The 17,534-nt window shown below is 51.1% G+C and carries 15 protein-coding genes; 9 read left to right on the forward strand and 6 right to left on the reverse strand.

Annotated elements, in window-relative coordinates:
* Positions 1-294: 294 nt before the first annotated feature.
* From ACW73I_RS12230 to ACW73I_RS12240, 3 genes are read left to right on the forward strand one after another with little or no spacing between them, the layout of a single operon-like run.
* Positions 295-648 (forward strand): ArsC family reductase, encoded by a 354-nt coding sequence (locus tag ACW73I_RS12230; RefSeq protein ID WP_458029657.1) that lies wholly within the window; start codon positions 295-297, stop codon positions 646-648.
* Positions 645-1,772 (forward strand): succinyl-diaminopimelate desuccinylase, encoded by a 1,128-nt coding sequence (gene dapE, locus ACW73I_RS12235; RefSeq protein ID WP_458029658.1) that lies wholly within the window; start codon positions 645-647, stop codon positions 1,770-1,772. The genes ACW73I_RS12230 and dapE overlap by 4 nt, the downstream gene beginning before the upstream one ends.
* A gap of 17 nt (positions 1,773-1,789) precedes the next feature.
* On the forward strand, positions 1,790-2,518 hold the full coding sequence (locus tag ACW73I_RS12240; protein ID WP_458029659.1) for a TIGR00266 family protein: 729 nt from the start codon (positions 1,790-1,792) through the stop codon (positions 2,516-2,518).
* A gap of 3 nt (positions 2,519-2,521) precedes the next feature.
* On the opposite strand, the gene radC is transcribed toward ACW73I_RS12240, so the two are convergent.
* Positions 2,522-3,196 carry a RadC family protein gene (gene radC, locus ACW73I_RS12245; RefSeq protein ID WP_458029660.1) on the reverse strand — a complete coding sequence of 225 codons (675 nt, stop codon included), beginning with the start codon at positions 3,194-3,196 and terminating at the stop codon, positions 2,522-2,524.
* 100 nt (positions 3,197-3,296) lie between these two features.
* On the opposite strand from radC, the gene coaBC reads away from it, so the two are divergent.
* The 4 genes from coaBC to argB are packed head-to-tail and all read left to right on the forward strand — an operon-like array spanning position 3,297 to position 8,432.
* Positions 3,297-4,496 carry a bifunctional phosphopantothenoylcysteine decarboxylase/phosphopantothenate--cysteine ligase CoaBC gene (gene coaBC / locus ACW73I_RS12250; RefSeq protein WP_458029709.1) on the forward strand — a complete coding sequence of 400 codons (1,200 nt, stop codon included), beginning with the start codon at positions 3,297-3,299 and terminating at the stop codon, positions 4,494-4,496.
* A complete protein-coding gene (gene dut, locus ACW73I_RS12255) occupies positions 4,468-4,923 on the forward strand; it encodes a dUTP diphosphatase (RefSeq protein WP_458029661.1) in 456 nt (151 codons plus the stop codon). Before coaBC ends, dut begins: the two co-directional genes overlap by 29 nt.
* A gap of 23 nt (positions 4,924-4,946) precedes the next feature.
* A complete protein-coding gene (locus tag ACW73I_RS12260; protein ID WP_458029662.1) occupies positions 4,947-7,523 on the forward strand; it encodes a phosphomannomutase/phosphoglucomutase in 2,577 nt (858 codons plus the stop codon).
* A 12-nt stretch (positions 7,524-7,535) separates the two neighbouring features.
* Positions 7,536-8,432: an acetylglutamate kinase gene (gene argB, locus ACW73I_RS12265; RefSeq protein ID WP_458029663.1), complete on the forward strand. Its 897-nt coding sequence runs from the start codon at positions 7,536-7,538 to the stop codon at positions 8,430-8,432.
* On the opposite strand, the gene ACW73I_RS12270 is transcribed toward argB, so the two are convergent.
* From ACW73I_RS12270 to proC, 3 genes are read right to left on the reverse strand one after another with little or no spacing between them, the layout of a single operon-like run.
* Positions 8,412-9,410, reverse strand: a complete 999-nt coding sequence (locus tag ACW73I_RS12270) for a DUF4124 domain-containing protein (protein WP_458029664.1) — start codon at positions 9,408-9,410, stop codon at positions 8,412-8,414. The genes argB and ACW73I_RS12270 overlap by 21 nt on opposite strands.
* Positions 9,411-9,421: 11 nt before the next feature.
* Entirely contained in the window at positions 9,422-9,997 is a 576-nt protein-coding gene (locus ACW73I_RS12275; RefSeq protein WP_458029665.1) for a YggT family protein, read from the reverse strand.
* Entirely contained in the window at positions 9,997-10,824 is an 828-nt protein-coding gene (proC, locus tag ACW73I_RS12280) for a pyrroline-5-carboxylate reductase (RefSeq protein ID WP_458029666.1), read from the reverse strand. Before proC ends, ACW73I_RS12275 begins: the two co-directional genes overlap by 1 nt.
* A gap of 385 nt (positions 10,825-11,209) precedes the next feature.
* On the opposite strand from proC, the gene rpsT reads away from it, so the two are divergent.
* The gene (gene rpsT / locus ACW73I_RS12285) at positions 11,210-11,473 is read left to right on the forward strand and encodes a 30S ribosomal protein S20 (RefSeq protein ID WP_458029667.1); all 264 of its coding nucleotides are present in this window, start codon (positions 11,210-11,212) and stop codon (positions 11,471-11,473) included.
* 134 nt (positions 11,474-11,607) lie between these two features.
* On the opposite strand, the gene ACW73I_RS12290 is transcribed toward rpsT, so the two are convergent.
* On the reverse strand, positions 11,608-12,867 hold the full coding sequence (locus ACW73I_RS12290) for a L,D-transpeptidase family protein (RefSeq protein WP_458029668.1): 1,260 nt from the start codon (positions 12,865-12,867) through the stop codon (positions 11,608-11,610).
* A gap of 336 nt (positions 12,868-13,203) precedes the next feature.
* On the opposite strand from ACW73I_RS12290, the gene apbC reads away from it, so the two are divergent.
* Complete coding sequence (gene apbC, locus ACW73I_RS12295) at positions 13,204-14,295, forward strand: iron-sulfur cluster carrier protein ApbC (RefSeq protein ID WP_458029669.1); 1,092 nt, start codon at positions 13,204-13,206, stop codon at positions 14,293-14,295.
* A gap of 94 nt (positions 14,296-14,389) precedes the next feature.
* Here the strand turns inward: apbC and ACW73I_RS12300 are convergent, their stop codons facing one another.
* The gene (locus ACW73I_RS12300) at positions 14,390-17,446 is read right to left on the reverse strand and encodes a hypothetical protein (RefSeq protein WP_458029670.1); all 3,057 of its coding nucleotides are present in this window, start codon (positions 17,444-17,446) and stop codon (positions 14,390-14,392) included.
* Positions 17,447-17,534 lie beyond the last annotated feature (88 nt).

The following is a 17,534-nucleotide window of genomic DNA, read 5'->3' on the forward strand; positions in this document are numbered from 1 at the left end:
ATCAAAAAAATGTTTGAAGCGATAAGTCTAGCCGAATCGCACTGCAACGCCTAATAAGACGAGTCGCAGTACCCGGCTTTTGTCGATTGGTGTCCACTTTAGCTATTGCTCGTTGTCCATGACGGGTATGTTTCAAGAACGTCAGTCTTGGTAAATACCGCTTTTATGCCATTAAAGCAAAGTCCTTAAGCAATCAATTTTAACCCGGTAGCTTATAGGCTTGAGGTGAAGAACTCGCGTTATAATGCACCGTGACCGCATCCTCGTTAGATTCAAGTCCAAATCATCACAATCATGCTAACTTCCGATATTACCATTTACGGCATCAAAAACTGCGACAGCGTCAAAAAAGCCAGGGCGTGGCTGGAGGCGCGGCAGATCGACTATCGATTCCACGACTATCGGGTAGAAGGACTCGATACCGTCCTCCTACAAACATTCATCGATCAACTGGGTCTAGACAACGTATTAAACCAGCGCAGCACCAGTTGGCGCCAGTTGAACGACGAGCAAAAATCCGATCTGACCCCCGAAAAGGCCCTGCAACTGCTGTTGGAAGTTCCCACCTTGATCAAGCGCCCCATCGTTTCGATAGACGATCGATTTTACGTCGGCTTCGATCCCGATCTTTACTCAACAATCCTATGACTGACACCCTATCTTTACTAAAACAATTGATTACGCGCGAGTCCGTCACCCCCGACGACGCCGGCTGCCAGGAGATCATAGCGCACAGATTGGTCGAGTTCGGCTTCAAAGACGAGCGCCTGGATTTCGCAGATACCCAAAACCAATGGTTGCGGCGCGGCCATGAAGCGCCGTTGTTTGTGTTCCTCGGCCACACCGACGTGGTGCCGACCGGCCCGCTTGATTCGTGGGACTCGCCGCCGTTCCAGCCGAGCATACGCGACGGCAAGCTTTACGGCCGCGGTGCCGCCGACATGAAAGGGAGCATCGCCGCTTTCATCACCGCCGTCGAACGCTTCGTCGCGCAGTACCCCGAACACCATGGTTCGATCGCGATTTTGTTGACCAGCGATGAAGAAGGCATCGCTACCAATGGCGTGGTCAAAGTCGTAGACGTATTGGAAAACAGGCAGGAGAAAATTGATTGGTGTTTGGTCGGCGAACCTTCCAGCAACCGGAAACTCGGCGATGTGATTAGGGTAGGGCGGCGCGGCTCCTTGAATGCCAAATTGACCGTGTACGGCATCCAGGGCCATGTGGCCTATCCCGAACTGGCGGAAAACCCGATTCATACCTTGGCGCCGGCATTGAAGGAGCTGACCGAGGAAGTCTGGGACGAAGGCAACGCCTATTTCCCGCCAACCCGCTTGCAGGTTTCCAACATCAACGGCGGTACCGGCGCCGAGAATATCATCCCCGGCCAGGTGCAAGTGGTGTTCAATCTCCGATTCAGCACCGAATTGAACGAAGCCGCTATCAAAGCCAGGACCCATGCGATTCTCGATAAGCATGGCTTAAAGTACGATATTCAATGGCGCTTGTCCGGCAACCCTTTTTTGACGTCGCGAGGCGAATTGATAGCCGCTACACACGCGGCCATCGAAAGCGTTTGCGGCGTCACCCCGAAAGACGACACCGGCGGCGGCACCTCGGACGGCCGCTTCGTCGCTCCGACCGGCGCTCAGGTCGTGGAATTGGGGCCGGTCAACGCCAGCATTCACAAAGTCAACGAGCATATCGACCTGGCCGATCTGGAAACGCTCAGCCAGGTTTATGAACAAATATTGATCAATCTACTGGTATAACCGGGGAGACCTTCAACATGCGCTGCCATGAAGTCGATTACCAAATCATCGGCCATGACATTCAAATGGTCGAAATAGAACTGGACCCGAACGAAACCGTGATCGCCGAGGCCGGCGCGATGACCTATCTGGAACAGGACATCGATTTCGAGGCCAAAATGGGGGACGGTTCCGGCGGCGTCGTGGACAAATTGTTCGGCATCGGCAAACGCATGCTGACCGGCGAGTCGGTATTTCTGACCCATTTCACCAACAAAGGCAAACAAAAGCGCAAAGCGGCATTTTCGGCGCCGTTTCCGGGTTCGGTGATACCGCTGAATCTGGCCGAACTCGGAGAAGAAATCATATGTCAACGCACGGCTTTTTTGGCTGCTGCGCTTGGTACAAAGGTCGATATTGCGTTCAACAAGCGCTTAGGCAGCGGCTTCTTCGGCGGCGAAGGTTTCGTCCTGCAACGTCTGCGCGGTGACGGCCTGGCCTTCATTCATGCCGGCGGCACCGTCCTCCGCAAAGATCTGCGGGACGAAACTGTGCGTCTGGATACAGGCTGCCTGGTCGCATTCACTGCTAATATTGATTACGATATCAAGATGAGCGGCGGATTAAAGAGCATGTTGTTCGGCGGCGAGGGTTTATTTTTGGCGACCTTGAAAGGCACCGGTTCGGTGTGGATACAGAGCATGCCGTTTTCCCGGTTGGCGGAACAAGTGCTGAGCCACTACCATCCCGGTCACGAAAGCCAATAAACGTTAAATCAAGCCGTGTTCGGCGAACGAAAACGGTTCGCCGTCGCCAACGATAAAATGATCGAGTACGCGGATATCGAATAAGGCTAGTGCTTGTCTCAACTTGTCGGTGATTTGACGGTCGGCCTGGCTGGGTTCGTTGATGCCGGACGGATGATTATGCGCGAAGATCACGGCCGCGGCGTGATGAAACAACGCGCGCTTGGCCACTTCCCGTGGATAAACGCTAGCGCCGTCTATGGTGCCGCGAAACAGTTCTTCCCATTGGATCACCCGATGCTGATTGTCCAAGAACAAACAGGCAAATATCTCATAGCTGTAGCCGCGCAATTGCGCGCTCAGATAAGCCCGGGTGACGTCGGGACTGGTCAGGGCGTTGCCGCGCTGCAAGATTTCGGCAAAGTGGCGGCGCGCCATTTCCAGTACGGCTTGCAATTGGGTATATTTGGCATCGCCCAACCCTTTGCTGGCGCAGAAACGCTCCCTATCGGCCGATAGCAGCGCTTGCAGCGAGCCGTATTCCGCCAGCAATTCTCTGGCCATGTCTACCGCCGATTTGCCGGTTGTGCCGGTACGCAAAAAAATGCCTAACAGTTCGGCGTCGGTCAACGCTTTAGCGCCGCGTTGCAACAGTTTCTCGCGCGGCCGTTCATCTGCAGGCCAATCCCTGATGCTCATTTGCTGCTCCGATCCGTAAAATCGAGTTTTAAGCGTAGAAGAATCGGAGTGAGTTTGCCATAATCTATTTATTTGGATATTAAGGGTTAACATCATAAACATTCGAGTCTTGTTAGGGGTCTGTGGCGGCATCGCCGCTTACAAATCCGCTGAAATCGCACGTCTTTTGCGGAGGCAGAATTGCCAGGTTCGGGTCGTAATGACCCGCTCCGCCCAAGAATTCGTCACGCCGTTGACCTTCCAAGCTTTAACGGGAAATCCCGTCCAAACCGAGTTATTCGACGCGCAACAGGAACAAGTCATGGGTCATATTCATTTGACACGTTGGGCGGATTTGCTGCTGGTGGCCCCGGCCAGCGCCAACATGCTGGCTAAAATGGGCCATGGCATTGCCGACGACTTGCTGTCGACACTTTATTTGGCCGCCGATTGTCCTGTATTTGTTGCGCCGGCCATGAATCAAGCGATGTGGAATAAAGCGGTGACGCAAGACAATATCGTCCGTCTGAAGCAACACGGCGTACGTGTGATCGGGCCGGCCAGCGGTGAGCAAGCTTGCGGAGAGCAAGGTTTCGGCCGAATGAGCGAACCCGCGGAAATTTGTAATGAAATTCTTGGCGGCTTCGGGCAGCAAGCGCTTAGCGGGCTCAAGTTGGTGATTACTGCGGGTCCGACACGAGAACCGCTGGATCCGGTACGCTATATCAGCAATCGCAGCTCCGGCAAGATGGGTTACGCTTTAGCCAAGTCCGCCGTTCAGGCCGGCGCGGACGTTACGTTGATCAGCGGGCCGGCCAATTTACCCGTGCCGGGCGGAATAAGGCTGGTCAGAATCGAAACCGCGCAGGAAATGTATGACGCCGTTTTCGATTGCATCGATGACTGCGACATCTATATCGGTGCGGCCGCCGTGGCGGATTATCGCCCGGCTCAAATGGAATCGCGCAAAATCAAGAAACGGCACGACCATAAGGTGATTGCCTTGGAAAAAAACCCGGATATTGTCGCTGCTGTCGCCGGTTTGCCTAACAGACCGTTCGTCGTTGGCTTCGCAGCGGAAACCGATGATTTGGAGAATTACGCGATCGGCAAACTACGCGCAAAAAATCTCGACATGATCGCGGCTAACCGGGTTGGACAGACCGAAGGCGGGTTTGACAGTGACCGTAACGCGTTACATGTGTATTGGACTGGCGGAAATCGATACTTGCCGATGACCGACAAATATCTTCTGGCGGAACAACTGCTCTGCGTGATTACTGAGAGATTCAATGAAAAAAATTCAACTCAAAATCCTTGATTCGAGATTAGGCGATCAAATTGCGTTGCCAAGCTATGCCACACATGGCTCGGCAGGTTTAGATCTGCGTGCCTGCTTGGATGAACCGGTCAAACTTACACCGGGAGAATCAACACTGATTCCGACCGGATTGGCAATCCATATCGCCGATCCGCATCTGGCCGCCGTGATACTGCCGCGTTCCGGCCTGGGGCATAAACACGGCATCGTATTGGGCAATTTGGTCGGACTGATCGATTCCGACTATCAGGGTCAGATTTTTGTATCTTGTTGGAATAGAGGGAACAGCACGTTCACCATAGAAGTTGGCGAGCGTATCGCGCAACTGGTTTTTGTGCCCGTGGTGCAGGCAGAGTTCGAATGCGTGACTGAATTTCACGAGACCCTACGCGGTAGTGGCGGATTTGGGCACAGCGGCCGTCATTAAACGTAATTGAGGGAGATAATAATATGGGTCGTATTTTCAGTATCGTTGCGATGATTTCAGTCGTAATGATGCTCTCGGTTGGAGGCGGTATATATTGGTTATCGTCGACAAACGCCGACGCCGCCAAACGTGAAGCGGTCAATTCGATTGTTAATAACGCGGCGATTAATCTATCTCAGCAGACCGACATCTTACAAAAAGCGGTGGACGGCTTGGCGCGATCGCCCGACGTCGTGAATGCGTTAAGCAGCAATGATCCCGACATGATTAAAGCGGCCGCCGCGAATCTGCAAACGGCAATTCCCTATAATCTGCGCCTGCGTTTATTAGCACCTGACGTTGATGATCTCGACGAATCGCAGACACCGCACATGGGCTTCGGCGATATCGAGATGGTGCGCGCTACCTTAACCGGCAAACCCGCACCGGTTATTCAGGGCGATACCGAAGACCGCCATCTGGCCATCACCAGTGCGGTCAGAAAAGGCGAAAAAGTCGTCGGTGTGGTCTTAGCCAGTCTGGATGCCGACTTTCCCAAGCAAATATTGTCAAAAGTCCAATTGGCCGATGGCTTTATCGAACTGAAGCAAGATAATTTGCTGCTGTCGAATGCGGGCAACGCCGCGGCTAAAGATGGAGACCCTACCATCATTCCGATAACAAACACGCGCTGGAAAATCGCTAGCTGGTCCAGCACCGGGGTTAGTCTGGGCGAAACCACAATACTGGCAACCATATTTGCGCTTCCCATCTTGCTAAGCTGTTTAGCGTATTTTATCGCTTACCGCAAACTGGCCGAATTTTTCCACCAGGATCAAAGCAGCATTTTGAAGGCGGCCAAGGACATGATCCAAGGGAAAAATCTTGGCAATTATCCGATGAAATTGGAAGAGTTGCAGCCTATCATCGCCGCAATGGCCCAATTTAAACGCGTCATTAGTCAGGAGCATATACCGTCTATTAAAGACGAAGCCGAGGAAAAAGACGACTTTTTCGACGAATCGTTTGATCTCGACTTTCTCGAAGACACGGCACCGATTAGCGTTTCCGACAGCGTAGCGACCGCTTCAGCACGCGCCCATGTCGACGAAGAACAAGATTTCGTTTCAGATAAAGAAACGGATCAAATCGCTTATACACCCGACAGTTGGGATATGGAGGTCAAAGCCGCCACACCCAAGGCCTCCTCTGAAACGGCAGCTGTTATTCAATCAAAATCGGCGGCTAGCGTTACTATTTTCCATGAACACGAAATAAGCGGGCTCGTTGGTAATGGTATCGATGAGAACACATTCGAAAAAATCGGCCGGGCATTCGCCAGCGAAGCCAAGCAACTCGACACCAAGACCATCGTTGTGGCCCGAGACGGCCGCCTATCCAGCGCGGCTTTGGCGCAAGCATTAATTAAAGGCATCGTTTCGACCGGTTGCGATGTTCTGGATCTCGGTCTAATCCCGACGCCGTTGTTATGCTTTGTCGCTCACCATACCGACGGGCGAACCGGCATTATGGTCACCGGCAGCAACTTGCCTGCCGAGTACAATGGCCTGAAAGCGGTATTACACGACGAACCGATATCCGAACAGCAAATCGAAGCGATAAAAAACCGTATAGAGAACAACGACTTCCTTGAGTCAGAGCCCGGTTCCGTCGAACAAAATACCTTATTCAGTGACGAATATCTCGGCATTCTATCCGAGGAAATCCATATCGCCCGACCGATGACCGTGGCTTTGGATTGCGGCAACGGCGCTACAGGGAATCTGGGGCCGGTCTTGCTAAAGACCATCGGATGCGATGTCATCGAAATAAACTGCGAAATCGACGGAAAATTCCCCAATCATCTACCGGACCCAAGCAATCCGGACAATCTGGAAGCGTTGATTCAAGCCGTCAAGCTCAACAACGCCGATGTCGGTATTGCCTTTGACGGGGACGGCGACCGTATGGGCTTAGTCGATTCCGGCGGCAAAATCATATGGCCGGATCGGCAAATGATGTTATTCGCGCGCGAATTGCTTGCGTCGAAGCCCGGTTCGGAAATCGTATTTGATGCCGCCTGCAGCAAACACCTGCCCGAACAAATAAAAAAGCGCGGTGGTTATCCGGTACCCTGGAAAAATGGCCGAACAAACTTACAACTCCGCATGCGGGAAACCGGCGCCCCGATGGCCGGCGACATTAGTGGGCATTTTCTATTTCATGACCGCTGGTTCGGCTTTGCCGACGCACTGTATGCGGCCGTACGGATGATAGAAATATTGTCCGCAGACTTGCTTTCCTCCAGCAGCGAATTGTTCGATGAGTTGCCGGATAGCGTTAGCACACCGGAGATACGTGTTCCGTTGCCGACCGGGGAAAGCACCGCCTTCATCGAAGAGATGGCCAAACGAGCGGAATTCAATGACGCTTATATCACCGACACCGACGGCATGCGGGTGGAGTTTTCGGACGGATGGGGATTGATTAGATCGACGGATACCCCACCGTCTATCACGTTACGCTTTGAAGCGGATGATCGCGATGCATTGATACGCATTCAGGCGCAATTCAAGACATTGATGCTAAAAATCAAACCCGACATAACTCTTCCTTTTTAACTTTAGATTGCGATGAAAGAAAAAACTGCTCACCAGATTGCCCATGTATTGACCGAGGCCTTGCCTTACATACAAAAATTCAAAGGTAAAACCGTCGTGATCAAATACGGCGGCAATGCGATGACAGACGAAAAGCTCAAGCATGGGTTTGCGCGCGACATCGTGCTGATGAAATTGGTCGGTATCAACCCAATAGTGGTACATGGCGGCGGTCCGCAGATCGGTGATTTGTTGAGACGCCTGGGCAAAACATCGGAGTTTATCGATGGCATGCGCGTGACCGATAGCGAAACCATGGACGTAGTGGAAATGGTATTAGGCGGATTGGTTAACAAAGAAATCGTCAATCTGATTAACGTTCACGGCGGTAAGGCGGTCGGCCTGACCGGGAAGGACGGCAACTTCATTCATGCCCGCAAAATTAACTTAACCAAAGCCGGCGCAAGCCTGGACGAGGCGCCGGAGATCATCGATTTAGGACATGTCGGCGAAGTCAGCAGCATAGATCCTTCGGTGGTCGATATGCTCGGTAATAGCGATTTCATCCCGGTCATTGCGCCTATAGGGGTCGGTAAGGATGGCCACTCCTACAACATTAATGCCGATTTGGTCGCGGGTAAATTGGCGGAAATATTGAAAGCCGAAAAGTTGATGCTGTTGACCAATATACCGGGCATTTTGGACAAAGAAGGTAAGCTACTGACCGGATTGACGTTAACCGATATCGACAATTTGATTGGCGACGGTACGATCTCCGGAGGCATGATTCCGAAGACGCGCTGTGCCACTGATGCGTTAAAAGGCGGCGTTAATAGTGTGCACATCATCGACGGCCGTATCGAGCATTCCGTGTTGTTGGAATTGTTTACCGATGACGGTATCGGTACGCTACTGCATAGAAGAAGATAGGTGTAACTGAATATAAGGAGAAAAGCTCCGGCGTATGGCCTGAGCTTTTTCACCGGCGCATAACTCTCGACCGATATTGGACGCCTTGCAATGGATGTCTAAAAAGATCTGTTGCGTCCCATTCCGTTCCAATTTAGATGCGGACAGGCTGAAATCGGTGTCATTGACCGGGGCGGCCGTCATGATCAGCTTATCCGTTTCTATGTCTCCGCCGGTAGTGGCGAATTTGGCTACAAACTCAGCCGCAAATTTCCAGGCTCGCTCGCACTGGCCGGCATCCTGGCAAACAAACAAACCCAGTTCGTTATTGGCATTACTCGCAGCTAAACTCCTCTGAGTGTTGGATATGTCGTTATAATCGCGCGTCAAAAATTCGAAGCGGGCAATATCGCCCCTGAATTCGCGCTCAATCGCTTGCCGCTCAAATTCGTGCCGCTGCAAGTCCTTCGCGGTCAGTTCAATCTGCTGTCGGGTTGCAGCAATGTCGATTAAAAGTTTTTCCGGTATATTTTGTCCGTTTCGTTCGAGATTGGCGGCCTGATGTTGTTGCTGAAACAATTGCTGTTCCAACCGGCTTTTGTTGCCTTCGATTATGCGTTTTTGATTGTCAAGTAAAGCCAGCTTGTTCTCTAAAGCCTTGTTCATGTCGTCGAGGTTGCGATAAGTGGCAAGCAACAGTTTGTCGGTTGCAGCCTGTTTGGCGATGATCTTTTCCTGTTCCTTCCGCAGTTCTTCCAATCGTATTTCTCGAGCCAACTCCTCGGGGGATTTGGCTCTTTCAACGACATCCAGCACTTGTGCTTTTTCATTTAAGGTTTCTCGTTTGTGTTGCACCTGATCGGGCGGAACTTGGTCGGAAACCGTAACATTGCCTTCATCATCTACCCAGCGGTACAACCTCTTTTTAGCGTAGCTATCGTTCGCTAAAACCAGAAGCAACGAAGAAATTAAGGCTAATGAGTAGAACTTTGTGCGCATAAAACAACTTGTTAACTTAGCAAGCTCGCCAACTGATGCAGCGGAGGCAGAATCATCATCTTCGCCAGCTGCAAAAAAACCAAGGCAACCAATGGCGACAAATCGATGCCTCCCAAATCGGGTACCAACCGGCGACAAACATTCAGCACGGGGTCTGTCAAACTGTATAGCAACGATGATGCCCCGCTATAACTACCCGGTGCAAACCAACTCAATATAGCACCGGCAAAAATTGCATAAATGAATATATCCATCGCCATTTTCAGCAGATCGGTAAAAGATAGCACCGTCAGAGCGACGACACCGATAGTCACGCCTTTGATTGCCAGAATTGCAAAGTTAGCCACAATTTGTAAAACCAAGGCGAGTATCAGTGAAGAAGAGTCGATACGGCCAACCGCCGGAACGAAGCGACGCATAATTTTTAACGGCGGATGCGTTATTCTGACCAAAAATTGCGATATTGGATTGTAAAAATCGGCCTGCGTCCATTGCAGTAAAAACCGCAACATGACGGCCAATATGTACAAAGAAAACACAGTGTCGATTAGAAACACCAACGGGTCGGTCATGTAATTAGAACCCATCAATCGGCTCCCAGTTGTTTGGACATTTCAATAGAGCGGTCTCTCGCTGCAAACACCGCCTTGGATACTAACTCGACGAAACCGTTTTGTTGAAAGGTTTCTATTGCTTTCTGCGTCGTGCCGCCGGGAGAAGTCACGCGCTCCCTCAATTGTGCGGGCGATTCGGCGGATTCAAGTGCGATTTTAGCGGCTCCCAATGCGGTTTGTTGGACCAGCAAGCGTGCGGTATGTTCATTCAGGCCCAACTCGACGGCCGCCTGTTCCATTGCTTCCATCATTAGGAAGAAATAAGCCGGCCCGCTTCCGGAGACCGCGGTTACCGCGTCGAGCTGACTCTCATCGTCAACCCACAGCGACAATCCCACCGCCCGCAAAATATTTTCGGCCAAGTCCTTTTGATCCTCGCTGACGTTGGCGTTTGCATGCAATGCGGTCGCCCCGGTCAGCACTAATGCCGGCGTATTCGGCATGCAGCGCACGATGGCGACATCGCTGCCTAGCCATAAAGCTAAACTGGTTTGCGAAATGCCAGCCGCGATCGAAACAGCCAAAGATTTTTTCTGTTGTATCGACGGGGCGATTTGCGAAGCGACCTCCCGCAAAACCTGCGGTTTGACGGCCAGCACGACTACATCCACTTCTTGCACAACCTTGATATTATCGGTCGATACATTGACTTTGAGGTTATCGCGATGCGCCTGTAAAACAGTGGCCGACGTATCCGAAACCCAGATCTGTTGCGGCGAATGTCCGCTGGCAATCAGTCCGCTCATTAAGCTGGTGGCCATGTTGCCACCACCAATAAATCCGATTGTTCGTGTGTTCATATAACTTATTAATTAATTTTTAAACCCAAAGATCAAAAATGAAGTCGACCCATTCTACATGACTATGGAGGCGCTGTATTAAATCTCAAGTGTTCGTTAATGTCGGACCGAGCGGCTTATCCCGGTCTCCAATTGGCAGAAAATGGACAAACAAGCGCTGCCGGCGAGCAACGAAATCGAGAAGCGGGGTATAACAGCCGATTCGGCTGTTATACTCAAGCTCGACAAAGCGGGCGGCGTTAGCATAATGATGTGTCCGGCATCTATCCCTATCAAGATCGAACCATGCTCGGTCTTAATGATTCGACTTAAAAAGTTGACAATTATGGCGTCCGAAAAGATAATGAGCGGTTTATAATCCACATGAAAGAACAAATACTCTATTATGGCTAATTCACCACAAGCTAGAAAAAGAGCGCGCCAGGCAGAGAAAAGCCGTATTCGCAACGCCGGACAGCGCAGCAACCTTCGCACTTTTATCAAAAAAGTAATCGCTGCCGTCAACGCGGGAGATAAAGAACAAGCCCAATCCGCATTTAAAGCCGCCGTCCCGGTTATCGATTCGGCTGTCAATAAAGGCTTGATCCATAAAAATAAAGCTGCTCGCAGCAAAAGCAGATTGAACAGCAGACTGCGCGCGATGGCTTAATCTGGCCGGCAACAAACAGCAAAAGGCGGATGCTAATCGATAGCATCCGCCTTTTTTATGTGTAGTCTTCCGATACGACCGCGGTTGTCGACTCGGATTCCACTCGGTACTAGCCGTCACTCGCATTCCATATGCTATTCGCGTTTCGCCAGTGGCTTAACGGTTTTAACCTCGAGGTCGAAACTCCTTTTGATCCGCCGGGCAATCGATTTGGTTTCTTTTTTATTTTTAAAAGGCCCGGCGACAACCTGATACACCCCATCCTTTTCTATTTTCCGAGCGGGAATCTGCGGTCCTAAGTGATTCAACATGGCAGCCAGCTTTTCCGCTTCAACTTCATCGGTAATCTCGGGCATCAAGACCGACCAGTCCTGCTCAGTCAATTCGGCAACCGTCGGCTGTCCGTAAAGCAGTTCCGGCCGCGCTACTTTAATCGCATCGGCTTTCAGTTGAGTCAAGCCGGGGTTATCAAGCAAAACCGGCGTGGGAATGCCATCGGCCCGCTCCAACACCTCGTCAACCCGTTGCCAGTCGATATTCGCTCTTGTTTCAGCGGCTAATGCTTCCAGTTTATTCCGGACGGCTTTTTGTAATTTTTTGTCCTGCTTGGCCCATTTGCTTATCGGTTTGTGAGCTTCCAGATACAGCATGGCTTGATCCCAAGTCGCAAGATAAGGTTGATGTACAATGCGCACCGGCATGCCTATATCGACCCGGTTAAATAAGGTCTCCACATCTTCGGGATACATCTGTACGCAACCATGGCTGACCTGCATGCCGATCCCATAAGGTTTATTGGTGCCGTGGATCAGATAACCCTTAAAGCCTAAAGGCATCGCATATTCGCCTAAGGGATTATCCGGACCGGCCCTAATGACACTAGGTAAAGGATCGCCCATTTGTAGGTGTTCTCTCTGAATCGATGCCGGTACCGTCCACGCCGGCTTAGTTTTCTTGGCGATAATTTTGGTGCTCCCCAACGGCGTATTCCACCCGTCACGGCCAATACCGATCGGATAGGTATGCACCATGTTCTGATTTTTCGGGTAATAGAACATCCGCATATTGGCCAGGTTTAGCACAATGCCGTTGTGCGGGGCGTCCGGCAATATAAATTGTAACGGCAATAACACGTCTTGATGATCGCGTAAAACCCAAGGGTCGAGCAGCGGATTGGCATTGGTAATATCGGTAAAACCCAGGCCGAAATGTCGAGCGAAATCAGGTAGGGTATCCCCCGACTGGCTTTCGACCGTTGCCAGAGTCCCTATCAATCCTTGATTGCCGACAAGGCCGTAATCGTGGCTTTCGATAAACTCGGCTCTACCTGTCGTTACGGAAAAATGCTCGGCCTGGTATCGTGGCAATGTCTGACAGCCTTGCAACAATATCATAGCTACTATAAGCCGGCACACGGACGAGCGATTTCTACTAAAGAAATAGTGATCGGGCGCAAAAACAAACATGGCAAAACAAAATACGTATAAATAATTAAAAAAATACCTGTTTTGATTTAAAAAAACTCGTTTTTAACGAAACCCTCATTTTTGTCGACATCAATTGTTTCAATCAAGCGCCGCCGGAACGGTTAATTGATCCGGTCGTTAGTCAAAAAGTTTCAACTTCGATAGTTTAGCGGGTTTCGACTTCATTACGTTTGGCGAAAGTGATACGCTATTCCTAGCATCCGGCTCGGGAATTTTCGCTACTTATTTCAATGGAGTTTACATATGACCAGCATCGACAAGACTGCTGTCGAAAATCTACTCAAATCGTATATCGATCCCAACGTCGCCACCGATCTTGTCTCGGCGAAGTTTGTTAAAAACATTGCGGTAGACGGCAACGATGTCAACATCAAGATCGAATTGGGTTATCCGGCCAAAAGCTTTTTACCGGACTTGAAACAAGACCTGGAACAAAAACTAGCGGTATTAAACGGAATCGGCAAAATTACGCTGGATATCAGTGTCAACGTCGTGGCGCATTCGGTACAGCAAACCTTAAAACCGTTGCCCGGCGTCAAAAACATCGTTGCGGTTGCTTCGGGCAAGGGCGGTGTCGGCAAATCCACGACATCGGTCAATCTGGCATTGGCGCTTGCCGCTGAGGGCGCACAGGTCGGTATCTTGGACGCCGACATTTACGGCCCAAGTATTCCGACCATGCTAGGCCTTTCCGGCCAACCCGAGGTCTTAGACGGCAAGTTTATGGTGCCTAAGGTCTCGTTCGGCATCCAGACCATTTCGATAGGTTATTTGGTCGATCCCGATCAAGCCATGATCTGGCGCGGGCCGATGGTTACCGGGGCTTTACAGCAATTATTGACTCAAACTCAATGGTCTAATCTGGATTACTTGATCATCGATTTGCCGCCCGGTACCGGCGATATTCAATTGACACTCGCTCAACAAATTCCGGTCAGCGGAGCCGTCATCGTCACCACGCCGCAAGATATCGCCTTAATCGACGCCCAGCGAGGCATCAGCATGTTCGAAAAGGTTAATGTACCGATACTCGGTTTGATCGAGAATATGAGTATCCATATTTGCAGCAATTGCGGACATGAGGAAGCCATCTTCGGGCAGGGCGGCGGTCTGGCAATCGCCAAGAAAAATAAGGTCGAACTACTTGGTTCGCTGCCTCTGGATATCAACATTCGCGAAATGGCGGACAGCGGCCGTCCGACCGTTGCATCGGATCCGAGTGGCCGTCCGGCGGAAATGTATAAAGCAATCGCCCGTAAAATGGCCGCCAAACTCGCCATGCGAGCAAAAGACTACAGCGGCAAGTTTCCTAATATCGTGATTCAAAGCACCTGAGCTCGATTAAGTCTTAATCAGAAACCGTGCATCTCGATATTGGAACCTTGGGTTTCGATATCGGGGATGCAAATCACTCTTGTCAAAGGCGATTTCAGTTGCCACCCAATAATTCCATAAGATATTGCAACATCAACACAATTGAGCCGAATCCGCCGAACGATTGCAACAACGGCCATTCATACCATGGCCTGAACGCGCCTTCGCGCAAAGACCTGACATTGTCGATTTCGATTTGGATGCGTTCTATGGATGCCGGATCCGGGTTACTTTGATTACGCCTGGCTCTTATGCTGCTGTTCCATTGCTCGATGACCTTCCGGCGCATTGCTTTGGCGCCTTGCTGTAGATACATTTCGGTTGAAAACGCATAAGTCAACATCGTGATGAAGACCACAACCAGACCCCAAGGGGTATCCCAGTCGTCGATTGCCGGGCTTCGCGCCAACATCAAGAAGGCCGTGCAGACGATAGGCCCCCAGATCAGCGGTTGCATGGATTTTGTCAATAGAACCACTAATCGTATGTCCAGCCATTCTTCAACGCAATCCCCGGCAATATTCTTATTGTTGACGGCAAATTCTTTGGCTGTTTCATTCCAGCGGCTGGGCTTTTCCGTTAAGCAATGTATAAAGCGTTCGCACAAACGCGCGTTTTGCACGACCCACATGGTTAACCCTATCGTAACCGGTACCGACAAAAGAAGAACAAGTCCGTTAACGATGAACGCAAACTCGCCGCGCGCCGGCGTGTTGGGGCGATCGCTCCAAAGAAATAGCACCATGGCAAAGATTAAAAAAGCCAGGCTGTGGACCACAACCCGTACACGGGATCCTTTGAGACGCAGTTTTTTCTTGTTTCGGTAACTGAGATAGGTTTGCCACAAGACGTTGGGATCGAGGTAATCTTTCCGGCAGCTAATATCCTGAGTCCAGCTCCCGACAAAAAGCACATTGCACGGTTTTTCCTTGAGCAAGTCCACGTCGGTAGCGTATTCGGGCAACGCGAAAATGGTGTGGCCATCGGATTCGCTTTCCCTCCGTGCCTGCAACAGCCGTTCCATCTTAGCTATCCGCGCGCTTCCCCAAAAATAAAAAGCAATCGCAAATCCAAAGGCGGCCAGACGCAGCCATTGGCTGGGCCAAATACTGACGCCTTCAAACCATTCGTTAGGCTCGGGATTGCAGTGGGTCAAGTAGCGGGTCCAACCGCCATAAATTAAGCCTGCCGCCAAACCTAAAATAATTCCGGCACCCGACACTTTCAGCGGATATGCCCGCGCGTAGCTTGCAAACGCAAACAGTTTGGAACGGACTCCCCAACTTATCAGCGGCACTAATAATGCGCCCGCCGCTATTACGCAAATATCCTTCCAATTAAAAGAGTCGCCGGCGGATGCGGTAGTCAAAGGCTGGATCTGATCCTCACAATTCGCAAAATTGTCCCAGCCGCATGTTCCGTCGGATCCCGATTTTTTCCGGTCGCCCGACATCGACAAGGGAATCGCCCGACCCCGGCCGATTTCAAACATCTGCGGACGTAGCAGTTGCGATGTATTTTGCGCAAGCTCCGTCAATGCCAATTGAGCAGTGAAAAACATTGCCGTCTGGTAAACGTCTCGAAAGGGCGGAATGCTTCCTTGTAGCTCGTCGCGCAGAGCCAAATCAAAAGACGAGGCCACTAACATGTTATGAGTTTGCCTCCATTTGGCCGGATGACTGTAGATCGCATCCAAATCGGTCGTAAAAAACAACTTGTGCGGAAAATATTGGCGCAATGCCTCAAGAATTAACAGCTTGTCATGTACGTCCGAGCCTAAGACGCCGATCGCGGCAACGCCTCTTTTGTGCCCGCTGTCTTTGAGCGAACGGTCCAATCCGGCAATTTTACCGGCCAGGCGCCGTAAATAATCCTTTTGATTCCGCCCCTCAGGGTATTCGATCGACGAGCCGTTATTCTCCGTTTTTGCGCTTTTTCCCTTATTGTTGTCGCCGTTTCCGTTTGACGGCTCCTGCCCCGGCAATACCCCATCCAAACCGCGCATGTAACTATAGCCGTGTACGGTTTCGCGATCTCCCCATGCCGCCTTAAATGCGCTACGCATGGTTCGTCCGTAAAACGTGTCCCATTCCGACAAAATGGCGATATGGGGGGCTTGATCGGGAGCGGATTGGGAATCGACCCCTCGGTTGGCCAATTCCTCAACCAATAATGCCATCATTTTATCGTCCGTTACGGTTGTCCTCAGCAGGTTCACGCCTTTTCGGCTTAAACATTCCGAAACACTCCGACAGTCCTTATCTCCATTTAATAATGCCTGATCAGACGCGGTGGCGGCGGCCGAAAAATATTGAATGGTCTCATTATTAATGCGGCCGGCGGAGGCCAGTTCCGCCGCCGATTCCTTGATCATTTCCCTGAGCAAAGTCGAACTGTTCGGCCCGATAACGGTGTATTGAAACGCCGGCTTCGGATTTAATTGTGCCGTTCCGGCTTCATAAACTTCACTCAACAAGGCATTTAATTTTAAAGCGGGCCTGCCCGACAAACCCGCCTCATCCACCCATAACAGCAGGGCCTTCTGACGGCCCTGCGATCGTTTCCACCATTCAAAGGGCACTCTTTTTTGCGGGAACGTAGCGGACATGGGTTCGAAATAGCCGATATGCTGCTCGTCCATGGGAACGATATCCTGATTGGCAAGAGCGGAAAGAATCGCATACCGCCATCTCATCCGCTGCTCGGCGGCATCCTGGTAAGGGCTGCCGGATAAGGTCACGACAATAATGCTGACCGGGTCTCCCGCGGCGACGAAATCGCCTTTGTACAGTTTTGCCGCGCCTTGCCGCTTAGCGGCGGAGCCGGAATCGACAAGCTCAAGCCTAAATGAATCACCCTTTTCGCCGATTGCATGGAAGGTCGTTTCCGTCCGAGGGCTGTCGCCGAGATGGCTTATCGCGACAAACGGATCCTGCCACAGCCTTGCATCGACGTCCTGAACAGCGTCGTAAGCAATCTTCAACGGTTGGCCAACCGCCGGCCTTTGATCTCGATAAGGTAAGGAATAGGTAAAGACGAAGCCGGCCAATAGGGTTAACACCAGAGCGATAGGTAGTGTGCCGGCATAACCTTTATCTTCTTTCGATTCCATAGCGCACCTCTCTCGGAAATTGCTTGTTTCGCCGTTTTAATATTAGCTTACCGGCCCGAACCCGCTTCAGATTCCGCATCAAGCGCTA

Source organism: Methylomonas sp. MgM2 (assembly GCF_054172045.1).